Below are 22130 nucleotides of genomic sequence, written 5' to 3' on the forward strand. Positions count from 1 at the left end.
GGTTCGAATCCGAGACACCGTCGGCCGAATGGATCTCGGGAGCGGCTGACAGCGTCAGCGGGTGCCCGGTGCGCAGGCCACGGCTACTTCGTAATTCATGGGTCGCTGGTTCGAGTCCAGCCCTTCCGGCTCAGCTCGGAAGGTAGCTCAGACGGCAGAGCAATGAACATGCCCGAGGCCGACTTCGACCTCGGGCACCCGCACCGCTCCTGGCGCTTGCCGATCTGCACGAACGACTAGGATCTGTTTCACAAAGGGGCCGGAGCGAGGCGGAATCTGGGCCCGCCGCAGCCCGGCCCCGGTTGTGAGACAGACCCTAGCGGCGTCCGACCGTGAGGACGGGTTTGGTGACCTCGGCGAAGAAGTCGTTGCCCTTGTCGTCGACCACGATGAACGCCGGGAAGTCGACCACGTCGATCTTCCAGACCGCCTCCATGCCCAGCTCCGGATACTCGATGACCTCGACGTGCTTGATGCAGTCCTGGGCCAGCCGGGCCGCCGGGCCGCCGATCGAGCCCAGGTAGAAGCCGCCGTGTGCCTGGCAGGCGTCGGTCACCTGCTTGGAGCGGTTGCCCTTGGCCAGCATCACCATCGAGCCGCCCGCGGCCTGGAACTTCTCCACGTACGCGTCCATGCGGCCGGCCGTCGTCGGGCCGAACGAGCCCGACGCGTAGCCCTCCGGGGTCTTGGCCGGGCCGGCGTAGTACACCGCGTGGTCGCGCAGGTAGTCCGGCATCGGCTCGCCGGCGTCGAGGCGCTCGGCGATCTTGGCGTGGGCGATGTCCCGGGCCACGACCAGCGGGCCGGTCAGCGACAGGCGGGTCTTCACCGGCAGCTGGGAAAGCTGGGCGCGGATCTCCGACATGGGCCGGTTCAGGTCGACCTGGACGACAGAGGAGTCCAGCTTGTCCTCGGTCACGTCCGGCAGGAAGCGGGCCGGGTCGCGCTCCAGTTGCTCCAGCCAGACGCCCTCGGCGTTGATCTTCCCGACCGCCTGCCGGTCGGCGGAGCAGGAGACCGCGATCGCGACCGGGCACGAGGCGCCGTGCCGCGGGAGGCGGACCACGCGCACGTCGTGGCAGAAGTAGCGACCGCCGAACTGGGCGCCGATGCCGAAGTTGCGCGTCAGCTCCAGTACCTCCGCCTCCAGCTCCAGATCGCGGAAGCCGTGGCCGACCGCGGTGCCCGACGTCGGCAGGGTGTCGAGGTACTTCGCCGACGCGAGCTTCGCCGTCTTCAGCGCGTGCTCGGCGGACGTGCCGCCGATGACGACCGCCAGGTGGTACGGCGGGCAGGCCGCGGTGCCGATCAGCCGCAGCTTCTCCTCCAGGAACTGCATCATCCGCGTGGGATTGAGCAGCGCTTTCGTCTCCTGATAGAGGTAGCTCTTGTTCGCCGAGCCGCCGCCCTTGGCCATGAACAGGAACTTGTAGGCGTCGTCGCCCTCGGCATAGAGCTCGATCTGGGCCGGGAGGTTCGAGCCGGTGTTCTTCTCGTCCCACATCGTGATCGGCGCCAGCTGCGAGTACCGCAGGTTGAGCCGCGTGTAGGCGTCGTAGACGCCCCGCGCGATGGCGGCCTCGTCGTTGCCGTCGGTCAGGACAAAACGCCCACGCTTGCCCATCACGATCGCGGTACCGGTGTCCTGGCACATCGGCAGGATGCCGCCGGCGGCGATGTTCGCGTTGCGCAGCAGATCGAGGGCGACGAACTTGTCGTTCGCCGACGCGAGCGGGTCGTCGATGATCGACTGGAGCTGGGTCAGGTGGGCCGGGCGCAGGAAGTGCGCGATGTCGTGCATGGCCTCGTCGGTGAGGAGGGTCAGCACCTCCGGCTCGACCGTCAGGAACCGGCCGTCGCGCCCGATGCCGTCGCTGGTGACCAGGCGGTATTCGGTGGTGTCCGGACCGAGCGGCAGCAGGGGTGAAAACGCGAACTCGGGCATGCCTCGACTGTAGTTACTGCACTCCGGCCAGCCTGAGCAGGGCCGCCGTCAGTGCGGCGGCGACCACCACGACGACGAACGGCGCCTTCCGCCAGGCCAGCACCGCGCCGACCAGCACGCCGGCCGGGCGGGCGATCCCGACGAACTCGGTGCCGTCCAGCAGCGCCGCCGTGCCGATCAGCGCGGCCAGCAGAGCGACGGCGGCGAGGGTCAGGTAGCGCTTGACCGTCTCGGAGACCGAGAGGCGTTCCCGCAGAACGGGACCCGCGAGCCGCAGCGCATACGTGCCGGCCGCGAGGGCGAGGATGACGACCCAGCTCATGCTGCTGTCCTTTTGCTCCGTGGTACCGGCAACGCAAGCGCCAGGGCGACCAGCGCGACGAGCACCGGCAGGCCCGCCGGCAGGAACGGCGTGCTCAGCAGCGCCAGGGCGGCACCGCCGACCGCCACCCGGATCGATGCCCGGTCCTTGAGCGACGGCAGCGTGAGCGCCAGCAGGGCCGCGGGGAAGGCGGCATCGATCCCGAACGTGTTGGGGTCACCGAGCGCGCTGCCGGCGACGGCGCCGATCGCCGACGCGACGTTCCAGGTCAGGAACAGCCCGATGCCGGTCATCCAGTAGGCCCGGCGCCGGCGGGCCGGGTCCTCCTGGGCCAGCGCGAACGCGACCGACTCGTCGGTCATCAGGTGGCTGCCGAGCAGGCGGGCGGCCCAGCGGTCGCCGAGCGGCGCACTGCCGATGGCCAGCCCGAACGGCAGGTGCCGCGCGTTGAGCAGCAGCCCGGCGAGCACGATCGCGACCGTCGTGGCGCCGGCCCCGACCAGCCCGACGGCCAGGAACTGCGCGCCGCCGGCATAGACGAACACCGACATGGCGACGATCTGCGACAGCGGGAGCCCGGCCGCGGAGGCGATGGCCCCGAACGACAGCCCGACCACCACGCCGGCGGCACACAGCGCGGCGACGTCGCGGGCGATCGGGTCGAGCGTTCGCCGGGGCGAATCTCCCGTTCGGATTATCGAACGCATAGTTCGGTATGCTGAACTCATCCCGGTCGTTCGTCAAGTCGAATGACTCGTTCGTTCTACCGAACGGATGCTCTCGCATGGACCCACGCAAGGCCCCGCTGGACCTCATCGCGGCCGCGCTGCGGCGCGAGCGCGAGCGCTCCAACCTCTCGCTGAGCGAGGTGGCGAAGCGCGCGGGGGTCGCCAAGTCGACGCTGAGCCAGCTGGAGTCGGGCGCCGGCAACCCGAACATCGAGACGCTGTGGGCGCTGGCGGTGGCCCTGAACGTGCCGTTCAGCCGGCTGGTGGAGCCCCCGCCGACGGCGCCGCGGGTGATCCGGGCCGGCGAGGGCCCGTCGATCAGGTCCGAACAGGCCGACTTCGTCGGCACCCTGCTGGCGACGTGCCCACCGGGGGTACGCCGGGACATCTATCTGATGACGGTGGAGCTCGGCAGCGCCCGCAAGGCCGACCCCCACCTGCCTGGCACGGTCGAGCACGTGGTGATGATCAGCGGCCGCCTGCGGGTCGGCCCGGCCGACTCCCCGGTCGACCTGGACGTCCACGACTACGCCTCGTTCGCGGGCGACGTCCCCCACGCCTACGAGGCCCTCGCCTCGGGCACGTCGTTCGCCCTGATCATGGAGCACCGCTAGGGAGGCAGAAGGCCACCGGGCGGGCGGCCACCGTGACGTACCGTGACGTACCCGCAGGTTGCACCTGGCGGTTGTGTCAGGGTTGAACACCGTGGTAGGGCGTCTGCTGAGCGGCCGGTACGAGCTGCGATCGGTCCTGGGCCGCGGCGGCATGGCCGAGGTGTGGCAGGCCGTCGACGGGCGGCTGCGCCGACCCGTGGCCGTGAAGATACTGCACGACGAGGGCGGCGCCGATCCGTCGCTGCCGGAGCGGTTCGAGCGCGAGGGGCGCACCGTCGCGCGGCTGTCGCACCCGAACATCGTGGCCGTGTACGACGTGGGGATCGACGACGGCACGCCGTACCTCGTGATGGAGCTGGTCCAGGGGCACAGCCTCGCCGACGAGCTGGCCGCGGGGCCGCTGGATCCGCGGCGTGCCGTGCGCATCGCCGAGCAGGTGTGCGACGCCTTGACGGCCGCGCACGACGCCGGGGTCGTACACCGGGACATGAAGCCGGCCAACATCCTCATCGGCGACGAGGGTCGGGTGAAGGTCTGCGACTTCGGCATCGCCCGCATCACCGACCGGGCGCAGACCGTGCTGACCGCCGCCGCCACCGTGGTCGGCACCAGCTCGTACATGGCGCCGGAGCAGGTCCTCGGCAAGCCCGTGGACGCCCGGACCGACCTGTACGCGCTGGGCTGCGTGCTGTACGCGATGCTGACCGGCCGCCCGCCGTTCGTCGCCGGCTCGCCGGTGCAGATCGCCTGGCAGCAGGTGCACGAGGAAGCGGTACCGGTGGCAGCCCGGCGGCCCGGCCTGCCGCCGAAGCTCGCCGGGCTGGTCGGCGCGCTGCTGGCCAAGCACCCGACGGACCGGCCGGCGAGCGCGGCGCAGGTCCGCGCGGCGCTGGCCGGCGCGGCCGGTGGGGCCGGTGGGGCCGCAACGGCTGTGCTCGCGCACGCCGCCGGACCGGCGGCACTCGCACGTGGTGGACCGGCCGCACTCGCACGTGGTGGACCGGCCGCACTCGCACGTGGTGGACCGGCCGCGCGCATTGGCGAGGCGCCGACCCGCGGCCGCGCCGCAGTGCGGCCCGCGACGCGCAGCCTGCCCGTGCCCGGCCACCCGCCCGCGCCGCCCGCCCGGCGACGGGGCCGCTCGGCCGGGATCGCATTGGCGGCGCTCGGCACGACCACCGTCGCCGCCGCCGTGTTCGCCTTCGGGACCTTCCCGAGCTGGTCCGACCACCGGGCCGCCGCGCCCGCGCCCACCGACACGACCCATTCCCTGCCGTCGGCGGACACCTCGAGCGCGGCACCGAGCGACACACCGACCGCCCCGTGGAGCACCGAGCCGACCGACCCGACCGCGGCGGCACTGGCCGCGGCCCGCGCCGCCGTGCAGGCGCAGGCCGGTGAGGGCGGCCTGAACAGCGGCACCGCACGCGAACTGAACCGCCGGCTCGACAACCTGGACCGCTACCTCGAACGCGGCAACGCCGACCGCGCCGCGGCAGAGCTGTCGGGCCTGCTCAACCGGCTCGACCAGCTGCACCAGGACGGCACACTCACCGGCACCGGCTACACGGCGGTGCTCACCCCGATCGACCAACTCGCGGCGAACCTACCGACCCCCGGCGACGGCGGCAGGCCGACCGACCCGACGTCCCGGGCGCCCAGACGGTAGCCGACCGGCCCGCCTACCCCGAGCGACCCGGAAGGAATGGGTCGTTCGGGTAAGTCACGAAGCGCTGTGCACCGGTGACATGACGGCGGGTGTTGCCTATGCTTGTCGATGGATGTCTTGTCGAGCAACCGCTCGTCGGACGTGCCCTGCTCCAACGAGTCCAAGTGGGGGGACGCACGTGGACCGCATCGCACGCCAAGAGGAGCCGACGCCGCCTCCGTTCGAGGACCTGCGCAACACGCCACTCGCCCGGATCCCGATCGACCGGGCCGCCCAGGTAGCCCGCGTCAACGACCGCAGCGAGGGCCAGACGGCTCCGGTCGGGGTCGCGGCATTTGGTTCTGCCATCTAGCTCGGTGCCGCTCAGCCAGTTCGTGCTGAAGATCGTGAGTCGCTGCGATCTCTCGTGCGATCACTGCTACGTGTACGAGCACCCGGACCAGAGCTGGCGGCGCCAGCCGATCACCATGGCACCAACGACGGTGGCCCAGGTGGCGGCCCGCATCGCCGAGCACGCCGCCGAGCATCAGCTCGGGGCGGTCCGGGTGATCCTGCACGGCGGCGAGCCGCTGCTTGCCGGTGCTGACGGACTGCGTGCCGTGGCGACCGAGCTGCGCCGCCGGATCGATCCGGTGACCCGGCTGGAGCTCGGCATGCAGTCCAACGGGCTGCTGCTCACCCCGCAGATCTGCGACGTGCTCGTCGAGCAACGGGTGCGGGTCGGCATCTCCCTCGACGGCGACCGGAAGGCGAACGACCGCCACCGCCGCTACGCCAACGGCAGCAGCAGCCACGCCAAAGTGCTGGCGGCGCTCGCCCTGCTGCGCCGCGAGAAGTACCGGGCGGCCTACGGCGGCATCCTCTGCACCGTCGACGTCGACAACGACCCGATCGCGGTCTACGAGGCCCTGCGCGCCGAGCAGCCACCCCACGTCGACTTCCTGCTCCCGCACGCCAACTGGGACCGCCCGCCGGACCGGAGGGACAGCGGGACACCGCACGCCGACTGGCTCCTGCGCATCCACCGGCGCTGGATCGCCGACGGCCGCCCGATGCCGATCCGGCTGTTCGACGCCATGTCCGGCGGCCCCAGCCACACCGAGGCCGTCGGCCTGGGCCGGGCCGACCTGGTCGTCATCGAGTCCGACGGCACCTTCGAGCAGGTCGACTCCCTGAAGTCCGCCTTCGACGGCGCCGCGGCGACGGGGTTCGACGTCTTCCGCAACAGCGTGGACGAGGTCGCCGACCACCCGATGATCGCGATCCGGCAGACCGGGCTCGCCGGCCTGTCCGCCACCTGCCGCGCCTGCGCGATCGTCCACCAGTGTGGCGGCGGCCAGTTCACGCATCGGTACCGCACCGGCTCCGGCTTCGACAACCCGTCCGTGTACTGCGCCGACCTGCAGGAGCTGATCGCCGCGATGCCGCCGCCGCCGAACGACCGCCTGGCCGGCACCATCCTGGACGACCTGGGCACCGCGGCCGGCGAACCGGCGTCGATCGACCAGTTGGTGGCCGTCAACGAGGCCATGGTCCGCGCCCAGCTGCGCGACCTGAGCCGCTTCGTCGACCCGGTCCCGCTGGCCGCCGAGGGCTGGGACCTGCTGGCCCGCCTGGACGAGGAGTCCCCGGAAGCGGTCCGCACGGTGCTGGCCCACCCGTTCGTGCGCAGCTGGGCATCCCGCTGTCGAGCGACGCCCGGAGCGGACCTCGCCCGCTTCGCCGGCATCGCGGCTGCGGCGGCGATCCACGCCGGCGCCGACGCCCGCATCACGGTCCCGGTCCACAAGGGACGACTCACGCTGCCGGGCATCGGAGCGTTCCAGGTGGAGAACGCCGAGCAGGCCGCCCTGGTCATCGTGGGCGGCGAGTTCGAGCTGCACACGACGCACCAACGCTGGCAGCCGTCCAGAAGCCTCGGGACAGTGCTGCTTGAGGACACCGACCCGGACCGCGACTGCTTCGACGACCTGGAGATCGCCGACCGCCTCGACGACGGCGAGGTCAAACGCTGGCGGGACCTCCTCGACGGCGCGTTGGACATCATCGACACCACGCCGTACGGACCCGGCGTCCGCGGCACGCTGCGGGCGATCGTGCCTCTCCGCCCGGACGCACACCGCGAGCGCAGCGCCGCGGCGCGCGACGCCTTCGGCGCGGTCGCCGTGGCGCCGGTCGCCGATCCCGCGGCGCTGTCGGTGCTGCTCGTTCACGAGGTACAACACCTGAAACTCGGCGCCGTCCTGGACGTGACCGCCCTGTTCGACCGCGACGACCCGCACACCGTGCGCGTGCCCTGGCGCGAGGACCCCCGCCCGATGGAGGGCGTCCTGCAGGGCACGTACGCCTTCGTGGCGGTGGCCGACATGTGGCGTGCACGGCCGGGCCCGGCGGCGGACCGCTACCGGACCTGGGCCTCGGGAGCCGTGGACGCCCTGCTGGAGGGCGGCGCCCTGACCCCGGCCGGGCGGCGGTTCGTGGAGCACCTCCGCGCGAAGCTGGACTCCTGGTGATCACGCGACCGACTGCGCAAGAGCCGGACGCCCGGTCATCGGAAGCCGGAACTGCGATCCGTTCCGGCTTGCTGCCGTCGATATCTTGGATAGGCCGAACGGGAGCACTGGGAGCGGTACGTGGTCGAAGAACAGCCACCACTGGTGCCGCACCCGCGCGCCCCGGTCTTCTTCCTCAGTTATGCCCAGTCCGCGGCCAACGACTGGGTACCGCAGTTCTTCGAGGAGCTCTCGGACCATGTGGGTGAGCTGATGGGGAAACCGGCGAGCTTCGTGGGATTCATGAACTCCGAGATGAGGACCGGCACGGACTGGTCCGAAGAGCTCGCCTTCGCCGTCGGCCACTGCCAGGTCTTCGTTGCGCTGCTCTCGCAGCGGTACTACGGGAGCAAGTATTGCGCCCTCGAGTGGCACGCGTTCGCCCGCCGGATGCCCGACGTCAGCCCGGCGCCGCGCTCCACCGCAATGCTTCCGGTGCTCTGGAGCAAGGGACGCGGCGCGGTCCCCGCGAAGATCGACCGGCTGCAGCGGTTCCTGCCGAGCCCGCCGCCCCCCGACATCCAGCGCCGCTACGGCAAGGAGGGTGTCTACGGGCTCCGCATCGCGGACTCGTCGGCCTACGACCTGGTCGTCTGGCGACTCGCCAACACGATCGTCGAACTCGCCGACAACCACCACGTTCCGCCGAGCGACGCCACAGACTTCGAGGGCCTGCCCGACGCTTTCGAGGGGGACCTGTCATGAGCATCGGCAACGGAGAGCCCGAGACGTACTTCTTCCTCAGCTACGCACACTCGGTTCCGTTGTCGGAGAAGGCCCGCCCGGACACCGACTACTGGGTGAAGAAGTTCTACCTGGACCTCTCGGCGGCCGTCGCCGGACACCCGCAGCGGAACGAGGATCTGGCCGCGGGCTTCTTCGACGGCTCCCTGCCGGCCGGCGCCGACCTCCGGACGCTGCTCGCCGCCGCGCTCAGTGCCGCACACGTGTTCGTCCCGCTCTACTCCAAGAACTACTTCAGCAACAGCTGGGCCTCCGGCGAACTGGAGGCCTTCCGCATCCGCCTGTCCAACGCCCGTACACCCGATCCCGAGCGGCACATCGTGCCGGTGCTGTGGAGTCCGCTGGCCTCGTGGGACGACCGGGCGCCGCAGGTCGCCGCGGCGCTGGCCGTCGTGGACAAGGACGCCCCGGAACGGGCCGACTACTCCCAGAACGGGCTTCGTGCGCTGTGCAAGCTGGGCGCGTACCGCGTGCAGTACGAGCGGATCGTGCAGGCGGTGGCGGACCGCGTCGTCGGCGTGGCCGGCGACCATCCGCTGTCGCGGTCCGATCCGCCGGCCGCGATCCAGCCGCTGGCGACCGACCCACGCAACGCGGAGCTGGTCGTCACGGTGCTGACCGGCGACGAGGGCGTCCGCTGGCGGCCCTACCCGACCGAGCACGAGCTCGGGCTGGCCGACTACGTGGCGGCGACGGCCGACCGGCTCGGCATGCCGGCCACCGTGCTCGACCTCGCGGCCGCGGCCGACTGGGCGGCGATGAAGCCGACGGTGCTGCTCGTCGACCCGGGCCTGCCCGCGCCGGCCGCGCGGGCCGCGGCCGGGGTTCTGCCCCCGTGGGTGATGCCACTGGTCGTGGTGGGTGACGACCAGCGGGGCGCGGCCGACGCCGAGAGTGTCGCCACTACGCTGCAGAGCGCCGGCTTTCCGAAGTTGCTGCCCGCGCGCACCGCGGGCGAGTTCGAGCGGTCCGTGCCGGCCCTGGTCACCGAGGCTCGCAAGCAGTTCCTCCGGCTCGGGCCCGTCGACCCGCCCGCCGGACCCGTAAAGCCCAAGCCGACGCTGCGCCTGGGCAACGTTTCCGACGATCGGCAAGGGCAGGGAGACGCTCGATGACGGACGAGGACCGCCAGGGCGAAGTCGTCACGTTCTACTCGTACAAGGGTGGGACCGGACGCACGATGGCCCTGGCCAACACGGCCTGGATCCTGGCCGCCAACGGCAAGAAGGTCCTCGTCGCCGACTGGGACCTGGAATCGCCCGGCCTGCACCGCTTCTTCTCGGCCTTCGTCGACCCCGAGATGCTGGCGACGACCGGCGGGGTGATGGACCTGATCGGCGACTACGACGGCGCGGTGGCCGTCACCAAGGACTCCGACGGCAACCCGATCGAGCGGCCCGCGGACTGGCACCTCGACTACGCCAGGGTCGAGAAGTACGCGTTCACCCTGCAGTGGGACTTCGGCAACGGCGGCTCCCTCGACATCCTGCTCGCCGGCAAGCCCACCCCGGACTACGTCGCCAGCGTCACCGGCCGCGACTGGGACAACTTCTACAAGCGCCTCGGTGGCGCCAAGTTCTTCGACGCGCTGCGCGAGGACATGAAACGCCACTACGACTACACGCTCATCGACAGCCGCACCGGCATCAGCGACGTCGCCGAGATCTGCACGATCCACCTGCCCGACGTGCTCGTCGACTGCTTCACGTTCTCCAACCAGGGCATCGAAGGCGCCGCCGAGGTGGCCGAGCGGGTCGCGATGTACGAGGGCACCCGCCCGCGCCGGGTCCTGCCGGTGCCGATGCGGGTGGACGAGAACAGCGAGAAGAACAAGGCCGACGCCGGCCGGGCCCTCGCCATGCAGCGCTTCAGCGACCTGCCGCAGGGGATGACCGAATCCGAGCGGCGCCGGTACTGGCTGGGCGTCCAGGTGCCGTACCGGGCCTATTACGCCTACGAGGAGATCCTGGCGACCTTCGGCGACCCGCCCGGCAGCCCCCTCGCCCTGCTGCCGGCCTACGAGCGGTTGACCGGCTACATCACCAACCGCGCGGTCACCGAACTTCCGCCGATGGACGAGGGGATCCGCACCGCGACGGTGGCGAAGCTGGAGCGCCGGCCCGCCATCCGCGACGAGGTGCTCCTGCTGCGGCACGCGCCGGCCGACCAGGCCTGGGCCGAGTGGGTCCAGGCGGTGCTCACCAACGCGAACCTGCGCGTCATCGACCTCGGGATGTCCGAGCGCACGGAGGACGACCAGTCGATGCCGGTGCGGGACGTCGTCCTGGTCTCCCGGTCGTACCTCGACGCGACCGGCCGCCGATCCGGTCTCGGCCGGCCGACGGGGGCGCTCGCGGTCCACCTGGACGGCACCGCGCCAATGCCCGACACTCCCTTGGCCAACTGGGTCTCGCTGGACGGGATCGGCGAGGAGCAGGCGATCGAGCAGCTGCTGACCCTGTTCGGCCGGGTCGGCACGCTCACCGCCGGCGGCAAGTTCCCGCGCCTGCCGCGCTTCCCCGCCGAGGGCGCGCAGGTGTTCCGCGCACCGGCCCGCAACATGCTGTTCACGGCCCGCGAGGCGCTCATGCTGAGGCTGCGCGAGGAGCTGCGGTCCGGTGGACCGGGCCTGGTGGCACTGGTCGGCGGGCCCGGTATGGGCAAGACCCAACTGGCGATGGAGTACGCGTACCGGTTCCGCGGCGCCTACGACATCATCTGGTGGATCTCGGCCGACCCTCCCCAGTTCGTCGACATGGGCATCGCCGACCTCGGCGCCGCCCTCGACATCCCGCGCCAGCCGACCGTCCCGGACCGCATCCGCGCCGTCGACAACCGGCTGAGCCGGCGTGACGCCGCCGGTCCGCTGCGCTGGCTGCTCGTGTTCGACAACGTCGAGAAGTACAACGCGATCGAGGAGTACCTCCCGCGCGGCGATGGCCACCTCCTGCTGACCACCCGCGACCAGGAGGAGGCGGTCACCCACGCCCGGATCGTCAACGTCGACAAGTTCCTGCCCGGCGAGAGCGTGGGACACCTGCTGTCCCGCGTGTCGGCCCTTGCCCCGGCCGAGGCGACCCAGGTCGCCGACGCCGTCCAGCACCTGCCGATCTTCGTCGCGCTGGCCGGCGCGTGGCTGGCCGAGACCGGCCGCCCGGCCGCCAACTATCTGTCCCGGCTGGGCACCCCCGACCCGTCGGAGAGCATCGTCGACCAGGTCCACGTCTGGAACGTGTCGCTGGAGCGGCTCGCCGAGCGCTCGCCGGCCGCCCACCGGCTGTTGCAACTCGCGTCCGCGCTCGCCCCGGAAATCTCCCATGACCTGCTGCGCAGTGAGGTAGCGGCGCGCATCATCGCCGAGCACGACAAGGACGTGGCCCGGCAGCTGCGGCTGCGCGCCCCGGTGGCCGACATCGCGGCGACCATCGTCCAGCACATCAACCGGTTGGCCCTCATCAAGCTGGAGGCCAACCAGCTGCAGATCCACCGGCTCCTGCAGCGGGCGCTCCGCCGCCGGATGTCCCCCGAGGAACTGACGGGCGTCACCCGCGACGTGCATCGGCTGCTCGTCGGGTCGCGCCCGACGGGTGAGGTCGAGGACCCCGAGTTCCAGGAGCAGTTCCGCATCCTCTGGCCGCACCTCGACGGCGCGGCGGCGGAGAAGAGCGAATCCGACGACGTCCGCGCCCTGCTCATCGACCGCATCCGGTACATCTACGTGCTCGGCGGCTACGAACAGGGCGAGATCTACGCCGAAGAGGTGAACGAGGCGTGGACGGGTCAGCTCGCGCGCCTCGAGCCGGACAGCGCGGACCACGACCGGCTGCTGGTGCGACTGCTCGAGCTCCGGTTCAACCTGGCGAACCTCAAGCGCAGCCTCGGCAAGTTCCAGGAGGCGTACGAGCTCAACGCCGACACCCTGGGCCAGCAGGAGCAGCTCCTGGGCCCGAACGAGCCGCGCACGCTGGCCACCGCGAGCAGTCTCGGCGGCGACATGCGCGCGCTCGGCCGCTATGACGACGCCCTCCAACGCGACCGGCGGACCTACCGCGCCTCGGTCGACGCGCTCGGCGAGGAGCACCGCCGGACGCTGATCTTCGCCAACAACCTCGGTGCGTCGCTGCGGCTGGTCGGCGACTTCCAGGAGGCCAGGCGGATCGACGAGGACACCTACGCCCGCTGGGTCCGACTGTCCGGCGAGAACCACCCGCGGACGTTGCGGTCGGCCAACAACCTCGGCCGCGACCTGCGCGAAGCGGGTGAGTACGCCAACTCGGTGGACCTGCTGCGCGACGTCGTCAGTGGCTATCAGCGGCTCTACGGCGACCAGTCCCGCGAGGCGCTGACGGCGCAGACGAACCTCGCCGCATCGCTGCGCGGCACCGGCCAGATCTCGGAGGCGGCGCGGCTGCTCGACCAGGCCTACCACGGCCTGAAGGACAGCTACGGGCCGGACAGCCCCGACACCGCCCTGACCCGGCTCAGCCGGGCCGCCAACCTCCAGCTCCAGGGGCTGCGCGCCGAGACGCGGCAGGAACTGATCGAGACCGATATCCAGCTGGCCGAGATCTTCGGCGCCCAGCACCCGTACGTCCTGGTGTGCCGCACCAACCTCGCCGTTGCCCTGGCTGACGCCAACGACGTGGCCGGCGCCCGGGCGCTGACCGCCACGACCACGGTCACCCTCGACAACCAGCTCGGGGCCACCCACCCGGTCTCGATGGCGGTGGCGAACAACCACGCCGTCTTCACGATCACGGCCGGGGACCTGGAGGAAGGACGTGAGCTGATGACGGACGCCCTCGCCCGGCTGCGTACCACCCTCGGCGCCGACCACCCCGACACGCTGCGGACGGCCGGCAACCTGGCGATCGCCGGTCAGTCACGCCACGAGGCTCCGCGGCTGGAGCGGATCCGCATCGCCGACCAGCTGGCGAACCGGATCGGCCAGGATCACCCGAGCGTGCTGGCCCTCCGCGACGGCCGCTACATCCGCCGGATCCTCGACCCGCACCCCTACTGAGCGGCGTTGCCGGCCCCGCTGAGGGCCGTGCTGAGGGCGGCACCGTCGCCGGCCGCCCAGCGCAGAACGCGGGGGATCTCTTCCATCGCGTCGAAGTGTGCCTTCCCGGGCGCCACGAACTTCACGGCGCTCGGGATGCGGTCCTCGAGCCAGGAGGCGTGGCTGACCGGCGCAAACGTGTCGTCAGCGCCGTGCCAGATGCGCACATCGGTGTCGATGGACTTCAGGTCCACCTTCCAGCTGCCGCGCAGGGCGAGCACGTCGTCGACCCAGCCCCACGGCCCGGACCGCAGCCCTTCGCGGTGGGTCTGGATCACGATCTGTCGCAGGGCGGAGCTGTTGAGCGCCCGGCGGTCGGCCGGCGTCATGAAGTCCATGAGCTGGTCGAGCAGTGAACCCGGGTCCCTCCGGACCAGCTCGGCGCGCCGGAGGATCTCGGCCTCGATCTCGGCGGCTGCATCCACGCCGAGGCCGAAGCCCCGCACGTTGTCCTCGTTCATGCCCTCGAACCACGCCACGTCCGTGGTGTCCGGCGGGGCGAAGCTGACGAGCACGGCCACCCGGGTCACCCGGCGGCGCAGCTCGTGGTCGGCAGCGCAGGCCAGCGCGTGCGGGCCGCCGCCACTGCGACCGACAACCGCGAAGCGGGTCAGCCCCAGTTCGTCGGCGATGGCCTCGACGTCGCGCGCGGCATGGGCGACGATGCGGCCGGCCCGGCGGTCGGAGTCGCCGTAGCCGGGGCGGTCGTAGGTGATCAGACGGATGCCGAGGCGGTGCAGGACGCTGTCGCGGGGACGCGGGCCCTTCCGGCTGCCCGGCGTGCCGTGCAACAGGAAGACGGGGAAACCGTCCGGCGCCCCGGAGTCGTCGAAAGCGACCTTCCGGTTGTCGCCGCGGATGGCGAAGTGGGGCCCCGGATCCCCGTCAAGGATCACTGCAGCCTGCCTTCCGCGTCTTGACACAACGAAGACGCTCGATGGACGGTGCCGACGTCAGCCGGAGTTTCAGGTTAAACCGCAGGCGGCGATGCTCGCTACGGTACGGCCAAAGAACGACCGGAACGTTCGAGTTGACAGTACTCATGGAGTACTCACCCATCCGGTTTCATCCATGTTCATGCGAATGGGAGATAGCCAATCGTGCGGCCGCGTCCGATCATCAGGCCGTCCTTGCCGACGCCCAGGATGTCTGACGTGGTCTTCGCTTCCAACAGTAGGCGACCCGCGTCCGGCGTGTAGGCCCAGACCTTGCCGCCGGCGTCGTCGCGGACCAGGATCGCCCACCGGGTCACCGCCACGTCAGCCTTGGCCGGGATCTCCTGCTCCCACGCCTTGCCGCCCTTGGTCAGGTTCACCACCAGCAGCTTGCGGCCGCCGTCGATCTTGACCAGGCCGTACTGGCTGTCGGCCGCGACGATCTCGTCGCCCACCGCGCCGACCCACATCTCGTGGCCGTCCTGCGGTGAGAGGAACACCTCGCGGTTGTCGCCGCGCGTGGCGATCAGGACCGTGTCCGCGCCGGCCGGGTCCTTGCGCTGCTCACAGCCGGCGCCGGAGGACGTGTGCAGGTCGAAGCCCTCCTTCTTCCACAGCTGCTTGCCGGTCGACGGGTCTCTGGCTTCCAGGGTGTACCGGCAGCTGCCGTCCTTCGGCGCCGCGGTGGAGATCAGGACGCGGCCGCCGACCACGACGACGCGGGACGTGTTGCTCGCCTCCTCCTGGCGCAGGCGCTTGCCCGTGCTCGCGTCGACGACCTGGACGCGCTGCTCGATCGGGAAGCCCAGCATCGCCGGGATCGCCCCGGGGATGGCCCGCACGGCGTCGTCGTAGGTGTCCGCCGCCAGCCGGGTGCCGAGCAGGTCGCTGTTCGCGCCGTTCAGCGTGCGGCCGATGCCGGGGACGGTGACCTTCCAGATCTGCGCGCCGTCCTTCGGCGCCCGGGCCATGAGGGTGCAGTCGGTGAGGCCGCCACAGGACAGGGTGAGGACGGTGTTGCGGTACGTCCAGGCGCCGATCCCGTCGTCGTCCTTCCACTTCTCCGTGCCGGAGGCCGGGTCGAACGCCTTCACGCCCTGCCCGCGGCGGCCGATGATCGCGACCATGGCGTCGCCGTCGCCGGCGACGGCCGCCCAGTCGGCCTCCTTCGTCCACAGGACGGTGCCGCTGGTCAGGCCGCGGGCCTCGACCGTGCCGCGCATGACCACGATCGTCGTGGAGCCGGCGATCACCGCGGCCGACGGCTGGCCGCCGACCCGATCGTCCCAGGTCGGCTGGGGCTCCGACAGCTTGCCGGCGTTGTCGGCGACCTTCTTCCACCAGTCGGTGACGTTCGGCAGCGGGTTCCAGCCGGTGATGATGATGGCGGTGATGATCAGCGCCAGGACGCCGATCGCCCCCAGCACCGTCTCGAAGTTGCGGACAGCTCCTCGCCTCGCCACGATCTGCACGGTACCGGCGGAGCATGATACGGCGAAGGATCGTCGCAATTGCCCGTGTCGAGCGGATTCACCCGCTCGGGCGACCCTCGGACGCCGCCCGGACCAAGGGCATCACCCGGTAGGGGATCTGCTGGGCGAGCGCGATGATCGTCGAGGATCGCACGATTCCCTCGAAGTTCATCACCCGGTCGATCACCCGCTGCAGGTCGGCGTTGGAGCGGGCCACGATCCGGCACAGCAGGTCGCCGGAGCCGGTGATCGTGTGCGCCTCCAGCACCTCGGGGATCTCGGCGAGGTGGGCGGCGACCGGGTCGTGGCCGAAGCGCTGGCGGATCTCCAGGGTCACGAAGGCGGTCACCCCATAGCCGAGGGCGACCGGATCGATGTCGGGCCCGTGCCCGCGGATCACGCCCCGCTCGGCCAGGCGGTCGAGCCGCGCCTGCACGGTCCCGCGCGCGACCTGCAGGCGCCGCGAGCACTCCAGCACGCCGATCCGCGGCTCGGCCTCCAGCAGCGCCAGCAGCCGTGCATCCAGTGTGTCGATTTCGCTGGGCAACTTGCTCACCGGTACCGCCAAATCCAGGGCAGAATTGGTCAACCTGACCATGAAGAATAGCCTTCCTTGCCCACTATGGAATCGCGGGCGAGGCTTGCGGCATGACCCGCGCTATCGAAGACCTCAACGAGCTCATCGGGGCCGTCGAGCACGACGTCTCCCACGACCCGTTCCCGCTCACCGGCCTCGACCACGTCCGGTTCTACGTCGGCAACGCCAAGCAGGCCGCGCACTATTACTCCACCGCGTTCGGCATGACCCTGATCGCGTACCGCGGGCCCGAGCAGGGCTACCGCGACCACGCCGAGTACGTGCTGAAGTCCGGTTCGGCGACCTTCGTCCTGGCCGGCGGCGTGCACCGCGAGGCCCCGGCGACCCAGCACTACGAGCGGCACGGCGACGGCATCGCCGACATCGCGCTCGAGGTGCCCGACGTCGACACCGCCTACGCGTACGCGCTCAAGCAGGGCGCGCAGGGCATCGAGGCGCCGCACGACGAGACCGACGAGCACGGCACGGTGCGGGTCGCCGCGATCGCGACGTACGGCGAGACCCGCCACACGCTCGTCGACCGCTCCCGCTACAGCGGGCCGTTCCGGCCGGGCTTCGTCGCCCGCCAGCCGATCGTGGCGCCGCCGGCGCGGCGGTACTTCCAGGCCGTCGACCACGTGGTCGGCAACGTCGAGCTGGGCCACATGGACGAGTGGGTCGAGTTCTACCGCCGGGTCATGGGCTTCTCCAACATGGCCGAGTTCGTCGGCGACGACATCGCCACCGAGTACTCCGCGCTCATGAGCAAGGTCGTCGCCAGCGGCACGCGCAAGGTCAAGTTCCCGCTCAACGAGCCGGCCATCTCGCGCAAGAAGTCGCAGATCGACGAGTACCTCGAGTTCTACGGCGGCCCCGGCGCCCAGCACATTGCGCTCGCGACCGGCGACATCCTGCGCACGGTCGACGCCATGCGCGCCGCGGGTGTCGAGTTCCTGAGTACCCCGGACTCGTACTACGACGACCCCGAGCTGCGCGCCCGCATCGGCGAGGTCCGGGCCCCGATCGAGGAGCTCAAGGCCCGCGGCATCCTGGTCGACCGCGACGAGGACGGCTACCTGCTGCAGATCTTCACCAAGCCGGTGCAGGACCGCCCGACGGTCTTCTTCGAGCTGATCGAGCGGCACGGCTCGCTCGGCTTCGGCAAGGGCAACTTCAAGGCGCTCTTCGAAGCGATCGAGCGGGAGCAGGAGCGTCGCGGGAACCTGTAACACTGTCCGGGTGAGTTACCCCGGACAGCAGCCCCCACCGGGTGGTGTTCCCTACTACGGGCCACCGCCCGGCTACATACCGCAGGGTCAGTACGTCGTGCCCCCGCCGACCCTCGCCCCCAACGGTCAGCCGCTGGCCGGCTTCGGCGACCGCTTCCTGGCGTACCTCATCGACGTCGCCGTCATGTTCGGCGTCGTGATCGTCCTGATGATCCCGACGTTCATCGCGATGTTCGCGGTCATCGGCGCGAGCGTCGGCTCGATCGAGACCGACCCGGAGACCGGCGAGATCACCGACGGTGGCGACCTCGCGCTGTTCTTCGGCCCGCTCCTGGCGATCGAGCTGGGCTTCTTCGTCCTGCTGCTGGTCGCCTATTACGTGTACTACGTGGAGCTGTTCCCCAGCCGCCGGGGAGTTACGCTCGGCAAGCGGGCGATGAAACTCGCCCTGGTACGGCTGAACGACCCGGCGGCGCCGATCACCCGGGGTGTCGCGGCGAAGCGCTGGGCGATGCAGTTCGGGGTCGGGTCGGTCGTGCCGCTGTTCTCCTGGGTTGACAACCTGTGGCAGCTCTGGGACAAGCCGTGGCAGCAATGCCTGCACGACAAGGTGGCGGAAACCGTTGTGGTAAAGGTCAGCACGTGACACAACCCGGTTGGTACAAGGATCCGGTCGACCCTGAGGTTCAGCGGTACTGGGACGGTGAGGGCTGGCTGGGTGAGCCGATCCCGGCGTCGGACCCGACCCCGGACGGGCCTCCGGAGGGCGCCGAGGCCCCTGACTGGTCCAAGAAGCCCGACACGGACGCGCCATCCTCGGACGCGCCTTCCTCGGATGCGGCGCAGGCCGAGGCCGGTGGTCCGCCCGCTCCCGTGGCCTGGCCGCCGGCGGCTCCCTGGACGCCTGACTCCGGGACGCCCACGTCCTCCGATCGTCCCGGGGTGACCGGTCCTGGGACCCCCGCGTCCTGGACCTCGCCGATCGCGGCGGGGACGCCGCTGCCGCAGGGCGCCGTCGTCCTCCCACCCGGCACGCCGGTGCCGCCCGGCGGGTTCAAGCCCGGCCAGTTGCCACCCGGCGCGATCATCCTGCCGCCGGGCACCCCGCTGCCCCCCGGCCTGCTGCCGCAGGGCAGCCTGCCGTCCGGCGCGGTACAGGTACTGCTGCCGCCACAGATCGCCACGGCCGGCCAAGGCGTCGTGAAGCCCCACGGCCGGCCCATCGCCGGCCTCGGCGCGCGGCTGCTCGCCCGGCTCGTCGACATCGCGATCGTCGGCCTACTCAACGCCGCCGTCACCGGCTGGTTCATCTACCAGTGGTTGCAGGAGGTGGCGCCCTACTGGCGCGAGTATTACCACCGCCTCCAGAACCAGCAGTCGACCGGGGACCTGGTCGCGCCGGAGCGCCAGGGCTACCTCCAGGTCGTGATCCTGATCCTGATCGCGGCGCTGTGGTTCGCGTACGAGGTGCCCTCGATCGCCAACAACGGACAGACCGTCGGCAAGCGCCTGCTCAAGATCAAGGTGATGCGCCTGGAGAGCGAGGAGCCCATCGGGTTCGGCCGGGCGATCCGCCGCTGGAACCCGCTCGGCCTGTCGGTCCTGCTCTGGACCTGCGGCGTCGGCTTCCTGCTCCAGTTCCTCGACAGCCTGTCCCCCGTGATCGACTGGCCGCTCCATCGCGCGTTCCACGACCGCTCCGCCGGCACCGTCGTGGTGGCGGCCGACCCCGTTCCCACCGAACCCGCCGGAGAACCGCGATGAGCCTCACCCGCCCCGACCTCGACGCCCTCCCCGCCTACGTGCCCGGCCGCTCCGTCCCCGGCGCGATCAAACTGGCCAGCAACGAGGTGCCCTACGGCCCGCTGCCCGGCGTCGTCGAGGCGGTCACCGAGGCGGTCGCGGGCGTCCACCGCTACCCGGACATGGGCGTCGTCGCCCTCCGCGACCGCATCGCCGAGCGCCTGGGCGTCGAGGCCGACCGGATCGCGACCGGCTGCGGCTCGGTGGCGCTGACCGAGCACCTGCTGAGGACCGCCTGCCTGCCGGGCGACGAGGTGGTGTACCCGTGGCGCTCCTTCGAGGCGTACCCGATCATCGCCGCGACGACGGCCGCGACCAGCGTGCGCATCCCGAACACCGCGGACCACGCCCACGACCTGGACGCGATGGCCGCGGCGATCACGGACAAGACCCGCCTGGTGATCGTCTGCAACCCCAACAACCCGACCGGCACCGCGGTCCGCCGCGCGGAGCTGGACGCGTTCCTCGACAAGGTCCCGTCCAACGTGCTGGTGGCCCTCGACGAGGCGTACCGCGAGTTCGTCACCGACGACACCGTCCCGGACGGCCTGGCCGCGTACGGCGACCGCCCCAACGTCGTGGTCCTGCGCACCCTGTCGAAGGCCTGGGGCCTCGCGGGCCTGCGCGTCGGCTACCTGGTCGGCTCCCCGGCGGTGGCGGCCGCGGTCCGCAAGGTGGTCACCCCGTTCTCGACGTCGGGCGCCGCCCAGGCCGCCGCGCTGGCCGCGCTGTCGGCCGAGGACGAGATGCTCCGCCGGGTCGCGCTGGTCTGCGCGGAGCGGGAGCGCGTGGTGACCGCGGTCCGCAAGCTCTACCCCGAGGTCCCCGAGACGCAGTCCAACTTCTTCTGGCTCCCGCTGGGCGACCAGTCCGCCGACTTCGCCGCGAAGTGCGAGCAGGCGGGCGTGATCGTGCGCGCCTTCCAGGGCGACGGCGTCCGCGTCACGATCGGCACCCCGGAGGAGAACGACCAGTTCCTGTCGGCCCTCGGCATCTGACGGCCCCGCGCACGGGAGGCGCACCCGCGCCTCCCGCCGGGAGCGTCCGAGGTCAGCCGATGCCGACCAGGACCACCGTGTTCATGCTGAAGTAGTACTTGTCGTCGATCTCCGACTCCTTGGTGGTCTGCAGGCGCTCGACCACCAGGTATCCGGAGTGCAGGTAGTACTCGCTGTAGACGAACTTGTCCTCGGGCCGGATGCGCAGCTCGGTGCTCGACGTGACCGCGCCGGTCTCCAGGTTCAGCACCAGCAGCTGATACTCGTTGTTGATGATGTACATGTTGCGCTGGTCGCCGCCGATGAGCGCGCCCGCGACCTCCGACATCCACAGCCGCTGGCCGGTCGTGCGCGAGAACGCCCAGACGTAGCCGCCGGTCACCTGCTGGGCGACCGTGTCGCCGACCACGACGATGGTGTCCTTGTCGACCACCGGCTCGGGGCGCACCAGGTGGTCGGCGCCGAGCGACCAGTACGTCGGCGTCAGCGAGCCGACCCCGGCCGCCGCGTCGGCGAAGCTCACGACGTCGCCGGTCGGCGCGGCCTTGAACACCGCGCACCCGGACCGGCCGAGCTGGCAGGAGGTCGGTTCGAGGAACCAGTTGGTGACGTTGTCGGGCCCGATCGACGCGCCCGGCGGCCGCCATGTGTTCAGCATCACGCCGGTCGCCGCGTCGTAGATCTCCAGCGTGGCCGGCTTGCTGCAGGTGTCCTTCACGAAGTACGCGTCGGTGCCGGTCCAGTCGTTCGAGCGGCACCCGGGCTGGGCGGCGAACGACTTCGTCCAGCGGAGGTGACCGTCGCTCGGGTCGATCGCGTACGCGGTGTCCTTCCCGGTCGCGATCACCACCGGCTGCTTGTCGACCGCGGAGGCGGTGACGAACAGGTCCTCCGGCTCGTACATCGTCTTCGCGCCGGTCCGCCGCCCCTTGAACGTCTCGCCGTCGGCCGGCTCGATGCGCACCTGCCAGACGATGTCACCCTTCTCGGCGTCGAGCGCGACGATCTCCCCGTCGGACCACTTCGTGATCACGACGGACAGCCCGACCCCGCTGGCCGGCTTCTCCACGGCCACGACCGAGACGACCTCGGCCGGCCACCGCCGGTACGCCCAGTGCGGCGTCATCTCGCGCAGCGCCGTCACCGGCGTGTCGGCGAAGACCCGCCGCTGCTCGGTGTAGACGCGCAGGCGCCCCTCGACGATCAGCGGCGCGGACGGCAGCTCGCCGTACTGGATCGACTTGATCGGCTCGGGCGACGGCACGGGCCGCTTGGCGCTGCTCACCGTCTCGGCCGGCTTGAGTGTTCGGTACGAGGTGATCCCCATGGCCGACAGCACCACGATCGCGAAGAGCGCGGTGAAGATCCGGCGTACGGGCCTGGGCCAACTGCCCGGCCGCACGAGTCGCCGAACCCCTGACCGACCCGTCCCCATAACCACCTCCGCCGGGCACCATACCCGGCGATTGTCGCGATCCGC

Annotated in this window: 18 protein-coding genes; 11 read left to right on the forward strand and 7 right to left on the reverse strand. The window is 71.1% G+C overall.

Going from position 1 to position 22130, the window contains the following annotated elements:
- Positions 1-316 precede the first annotated feature (316 nt).
- Genes ABZS66_RS23190 through ABZS66_RS23200 form a run of 3 tightly spaced genes read right to left on the reverse strand, consistent with a single transcriptional unit; the run spans position 317 to position 2974 of the window.
- Entirely contained in the window at positions 317-1945 is a 1629-nt protein-coding gene (locus tag ABZS66_RS23190; protein ID WP_354760844.1) for a fumarate hydratase, read from the reverse strand.
- 13 nt (positions 1946-1958) lie between these two features.
- On the reverse strand, positions 1959-2267 hold the full coding sequence (locus ABZS66_RS23195) for an AzlD domain-containing protein (RefSeq protein WP_354760847.1): 309 nt from the start codon (positions 2265-2267) through the stop codon (positions 1959-1961).
- A complete protein-coding gene (locus tag ABZS66_RS23200) occupies positions 2264-2974 on the reverse strand; it encodes an AzlC family ABC transporter permease (protein ID WP_354760848.1) in 711 nt (236 codons plus the stop codon). The genes ABZS66_RS23195 and ABZS66_RS23200 overlap by 4 nt, the downstream gene beginning before the upstream one ends.
- A 77-nt stretch (positions 2975-3051) precedes the next feature.
- Between ABZS66_RS23200 and ABZS66_RS23205 the strand changes: the two genes are divergently transcribed.
- The 7 genes from ABZS66_RS23205 (at position 3052) to fxsT (ending at position 13597) form a co-directional block, all read left to right on the forward strand.
- Positions 3052-3609 (forward strand): XRE family transcriptional regulator, encoded by a 558-nt coding sequence (locus ABZS66_RS23205; RefSeq protein WP_354760850.1) that lies wholly within the window; start codon positions 3052-3054, stop codon positions 3607-3609.
- A gap of 91 nt (positions 3610-3700) precedes the next feature.
- On the forward strand, positions 3701-5278 hold the full coding sequence (locus ABZS66_RS23210) for a protein kinase (protein ID WP_354760852.1): 1578 nt from the start codon (positions 3701-3703) through the stop codon (positions 5276-5278).
- Between the two features lie 178 nt (positions 5279-5456).
- The gene (locus ABZS66_RS23215) at positions 5457-5630 is read left to right on the forward strand and encodes a hypothetical protein (RefSeq protein WP_354760854.1); all 174 of its coding nucleotides are present in this window, start codon (positions 5457-5459) and stop codon (positions 5628-5630) included.
- A gap of 4 nt (positions 5631-5634) precedes the next feature.
- Positions 5635-7791 carry an FxsB family cyclophane-forming radical SAM/SPASM peptide maturase gene (locus tag ABZS66_RS23220; protein ID WP_354760856.1) on the forward strand — a complete coding sequence of 719 codons (2157 nt, stop codon included), beginning with the start codon at positions 5635-5637 and terminating at the stop codon, positions 7789-7791.
- Between the two features lie 120 nt (positions 7792-7911).
- Complete coding sequence (locus ABZS66_RS23225; protein ID WP_354760858.1) at positions 7912-8535, forward strand: TIR-like protein FxsC; 624 nt, start codon at positions 7912-7914, stop codon at positions 8533-8535.
- Entirely contained in the window at positions 8532-9689 is a 1158-nt protein-coding gene (locus ABZS66_RS23230) for a TIR-like protein FxsC (protein ID WP_354760860.1), read from the forward strand. Before ABZS66_RS23225 ends, ABZS66_RS23230 begins: the two co-directional genes overlap by 4 nt.
- Entirely contained in the window at positions 9686-13597 is a 3912-nt protein-coding gene (fxsT, locus tag ABZS66_RS23235; RefSeq protein WP_354760862.1) for an FxSxx-COOH system tetratricopeptide repeat protein, read from the forward strand. The genes ABZS66_RS23230 and fxsT overlap by 4 nt, the downstream gene beginning before the upstream one ends.
- On the opposite strand, the gene ABZS66_RS23240 is transcribed toward fxsT, so the two are convergent.
- From ABZS66_RS23240 to ABZS66_RS23250, 3 genes are all read right to left on the reverse strand, one after another.
- On the reverse strand, positions 13591-14532 hold the full coding sequence (locus tag ABZS66_RS23240; protein ID WP_354760864.1) for an alpha/beta hydrolase: 942 nt from the start codon (positions 14530-14532) through the stop codon (positions 13591-13593). The two genes, fxsT and ABZS66_RS23240, sit on opposite strands and share 7 nt — an antisense overlap.
- Positions 14533-14711: 179 nt before the next feature.
- Positions 14712-16034, reverse strand: a complete 1323-nt coding sequence (locus tag ABZS66_RS23245) for a PQQ-binding-like beta-propeller repeat protein (RefSeq protein ID WP_354760866.1) — start codon at positions 16032-16034, stop codon at positions 14712-14714.
- A gap of 67 nt (positions 16035-16101) precedes the next feature.
- Positions 16102-16599, reverse strand: coding sequence for an Lrp/AsnC family transcriptional regulator (locus tag ABZS66_RS23250; protein WP_354760868.1), 498 nt, complete (start codon positions 16597-16599; stop codon positions 16102-16104).
- A 92-nt stretch (positions 16600-16691) separates the two neighbouring features.
- Between ABZS66_RS23250 and hppD the strand changes: the two genes are divergently transcribed.
- Genes hppD through hisC form a run of 4 tightly spaced genes read left to right on the forward strand, consistent with a single transcriptional unit; the run spans position 16692 to position 20650 of the window.
- Positions 16692-17849, forward strand: a complete 1158-nt coding sequence (hppD, locus tag ABZS66_RS23255; RefSeq protein ID WP_354760870.1) for a 4-hydroxyphenylpyruvate dioxygenase — start codon at positions 16692-16694, stop codon at positions 17847-17849.
- A 10-nt stretch (positions 17850-17859) separates the two neighbouring features.
- Positions 17860-18495, forward strand: coding sequence for an RDD family protein (locus tag ABZS66_RS23260; protein ID WP_354760872.1), 636 nt, complete (start codon positions 17860-17862; stop codon positions 18493-18495).
- On the forward strand, positions 18444-19613 hold the full coding sequence (locus tag ABZS66_RS23265) for an RDD family protein (RefSeq protein WP_354760874.1): 1170 nt from the start codon (positions 18444-18446) through the stop codon (positions 19611-19613). Before ABZS66_RS23260 ends, ABZS66_RS23265 begins: the two co-directional genes overlap by 52 nt.
- A complete protein-coding gene (gene hisC / locus ABZS66_RS23270; protein ID WP_354760876.1) occupies positions 19610-20650 on the forward strand; it encodes a histidinol-phosphate transaminase in 1041 nt (346 codons plus the stop codon). Before ABZS66_RS23265 ends, hisC begins: the two co-directional genes overlap by 4 nt.
- Before the next feature lie 52 nt (positions 20651-20702).
- Here hisC and ABZS66_RS23275 read toward each other — a convergent pair whose 3' ends face one another.
- A complete protein-coding gene (locus ABZS66_RS23275) occupies positions 20703-22052 on the reverse strand; it encodes a PQQ-binding-like beta-propeller repeat protein (protein ID WP_354760878.1) in 1350 nt (449 codons plus the stop codon).
- Between the last annotated feature and the right edge of the window lie 78 nt (positions 22053-22130).

It is taken from the genome of Dactylosporangium sp. NPDC005572 (genome assembly GCF_040605515.1).
Lineage (GTDB): Bacteria > Actinomycetota > Actinomycetes > Mycobacteriales > Micromonosporaceae > Dactylosporangium.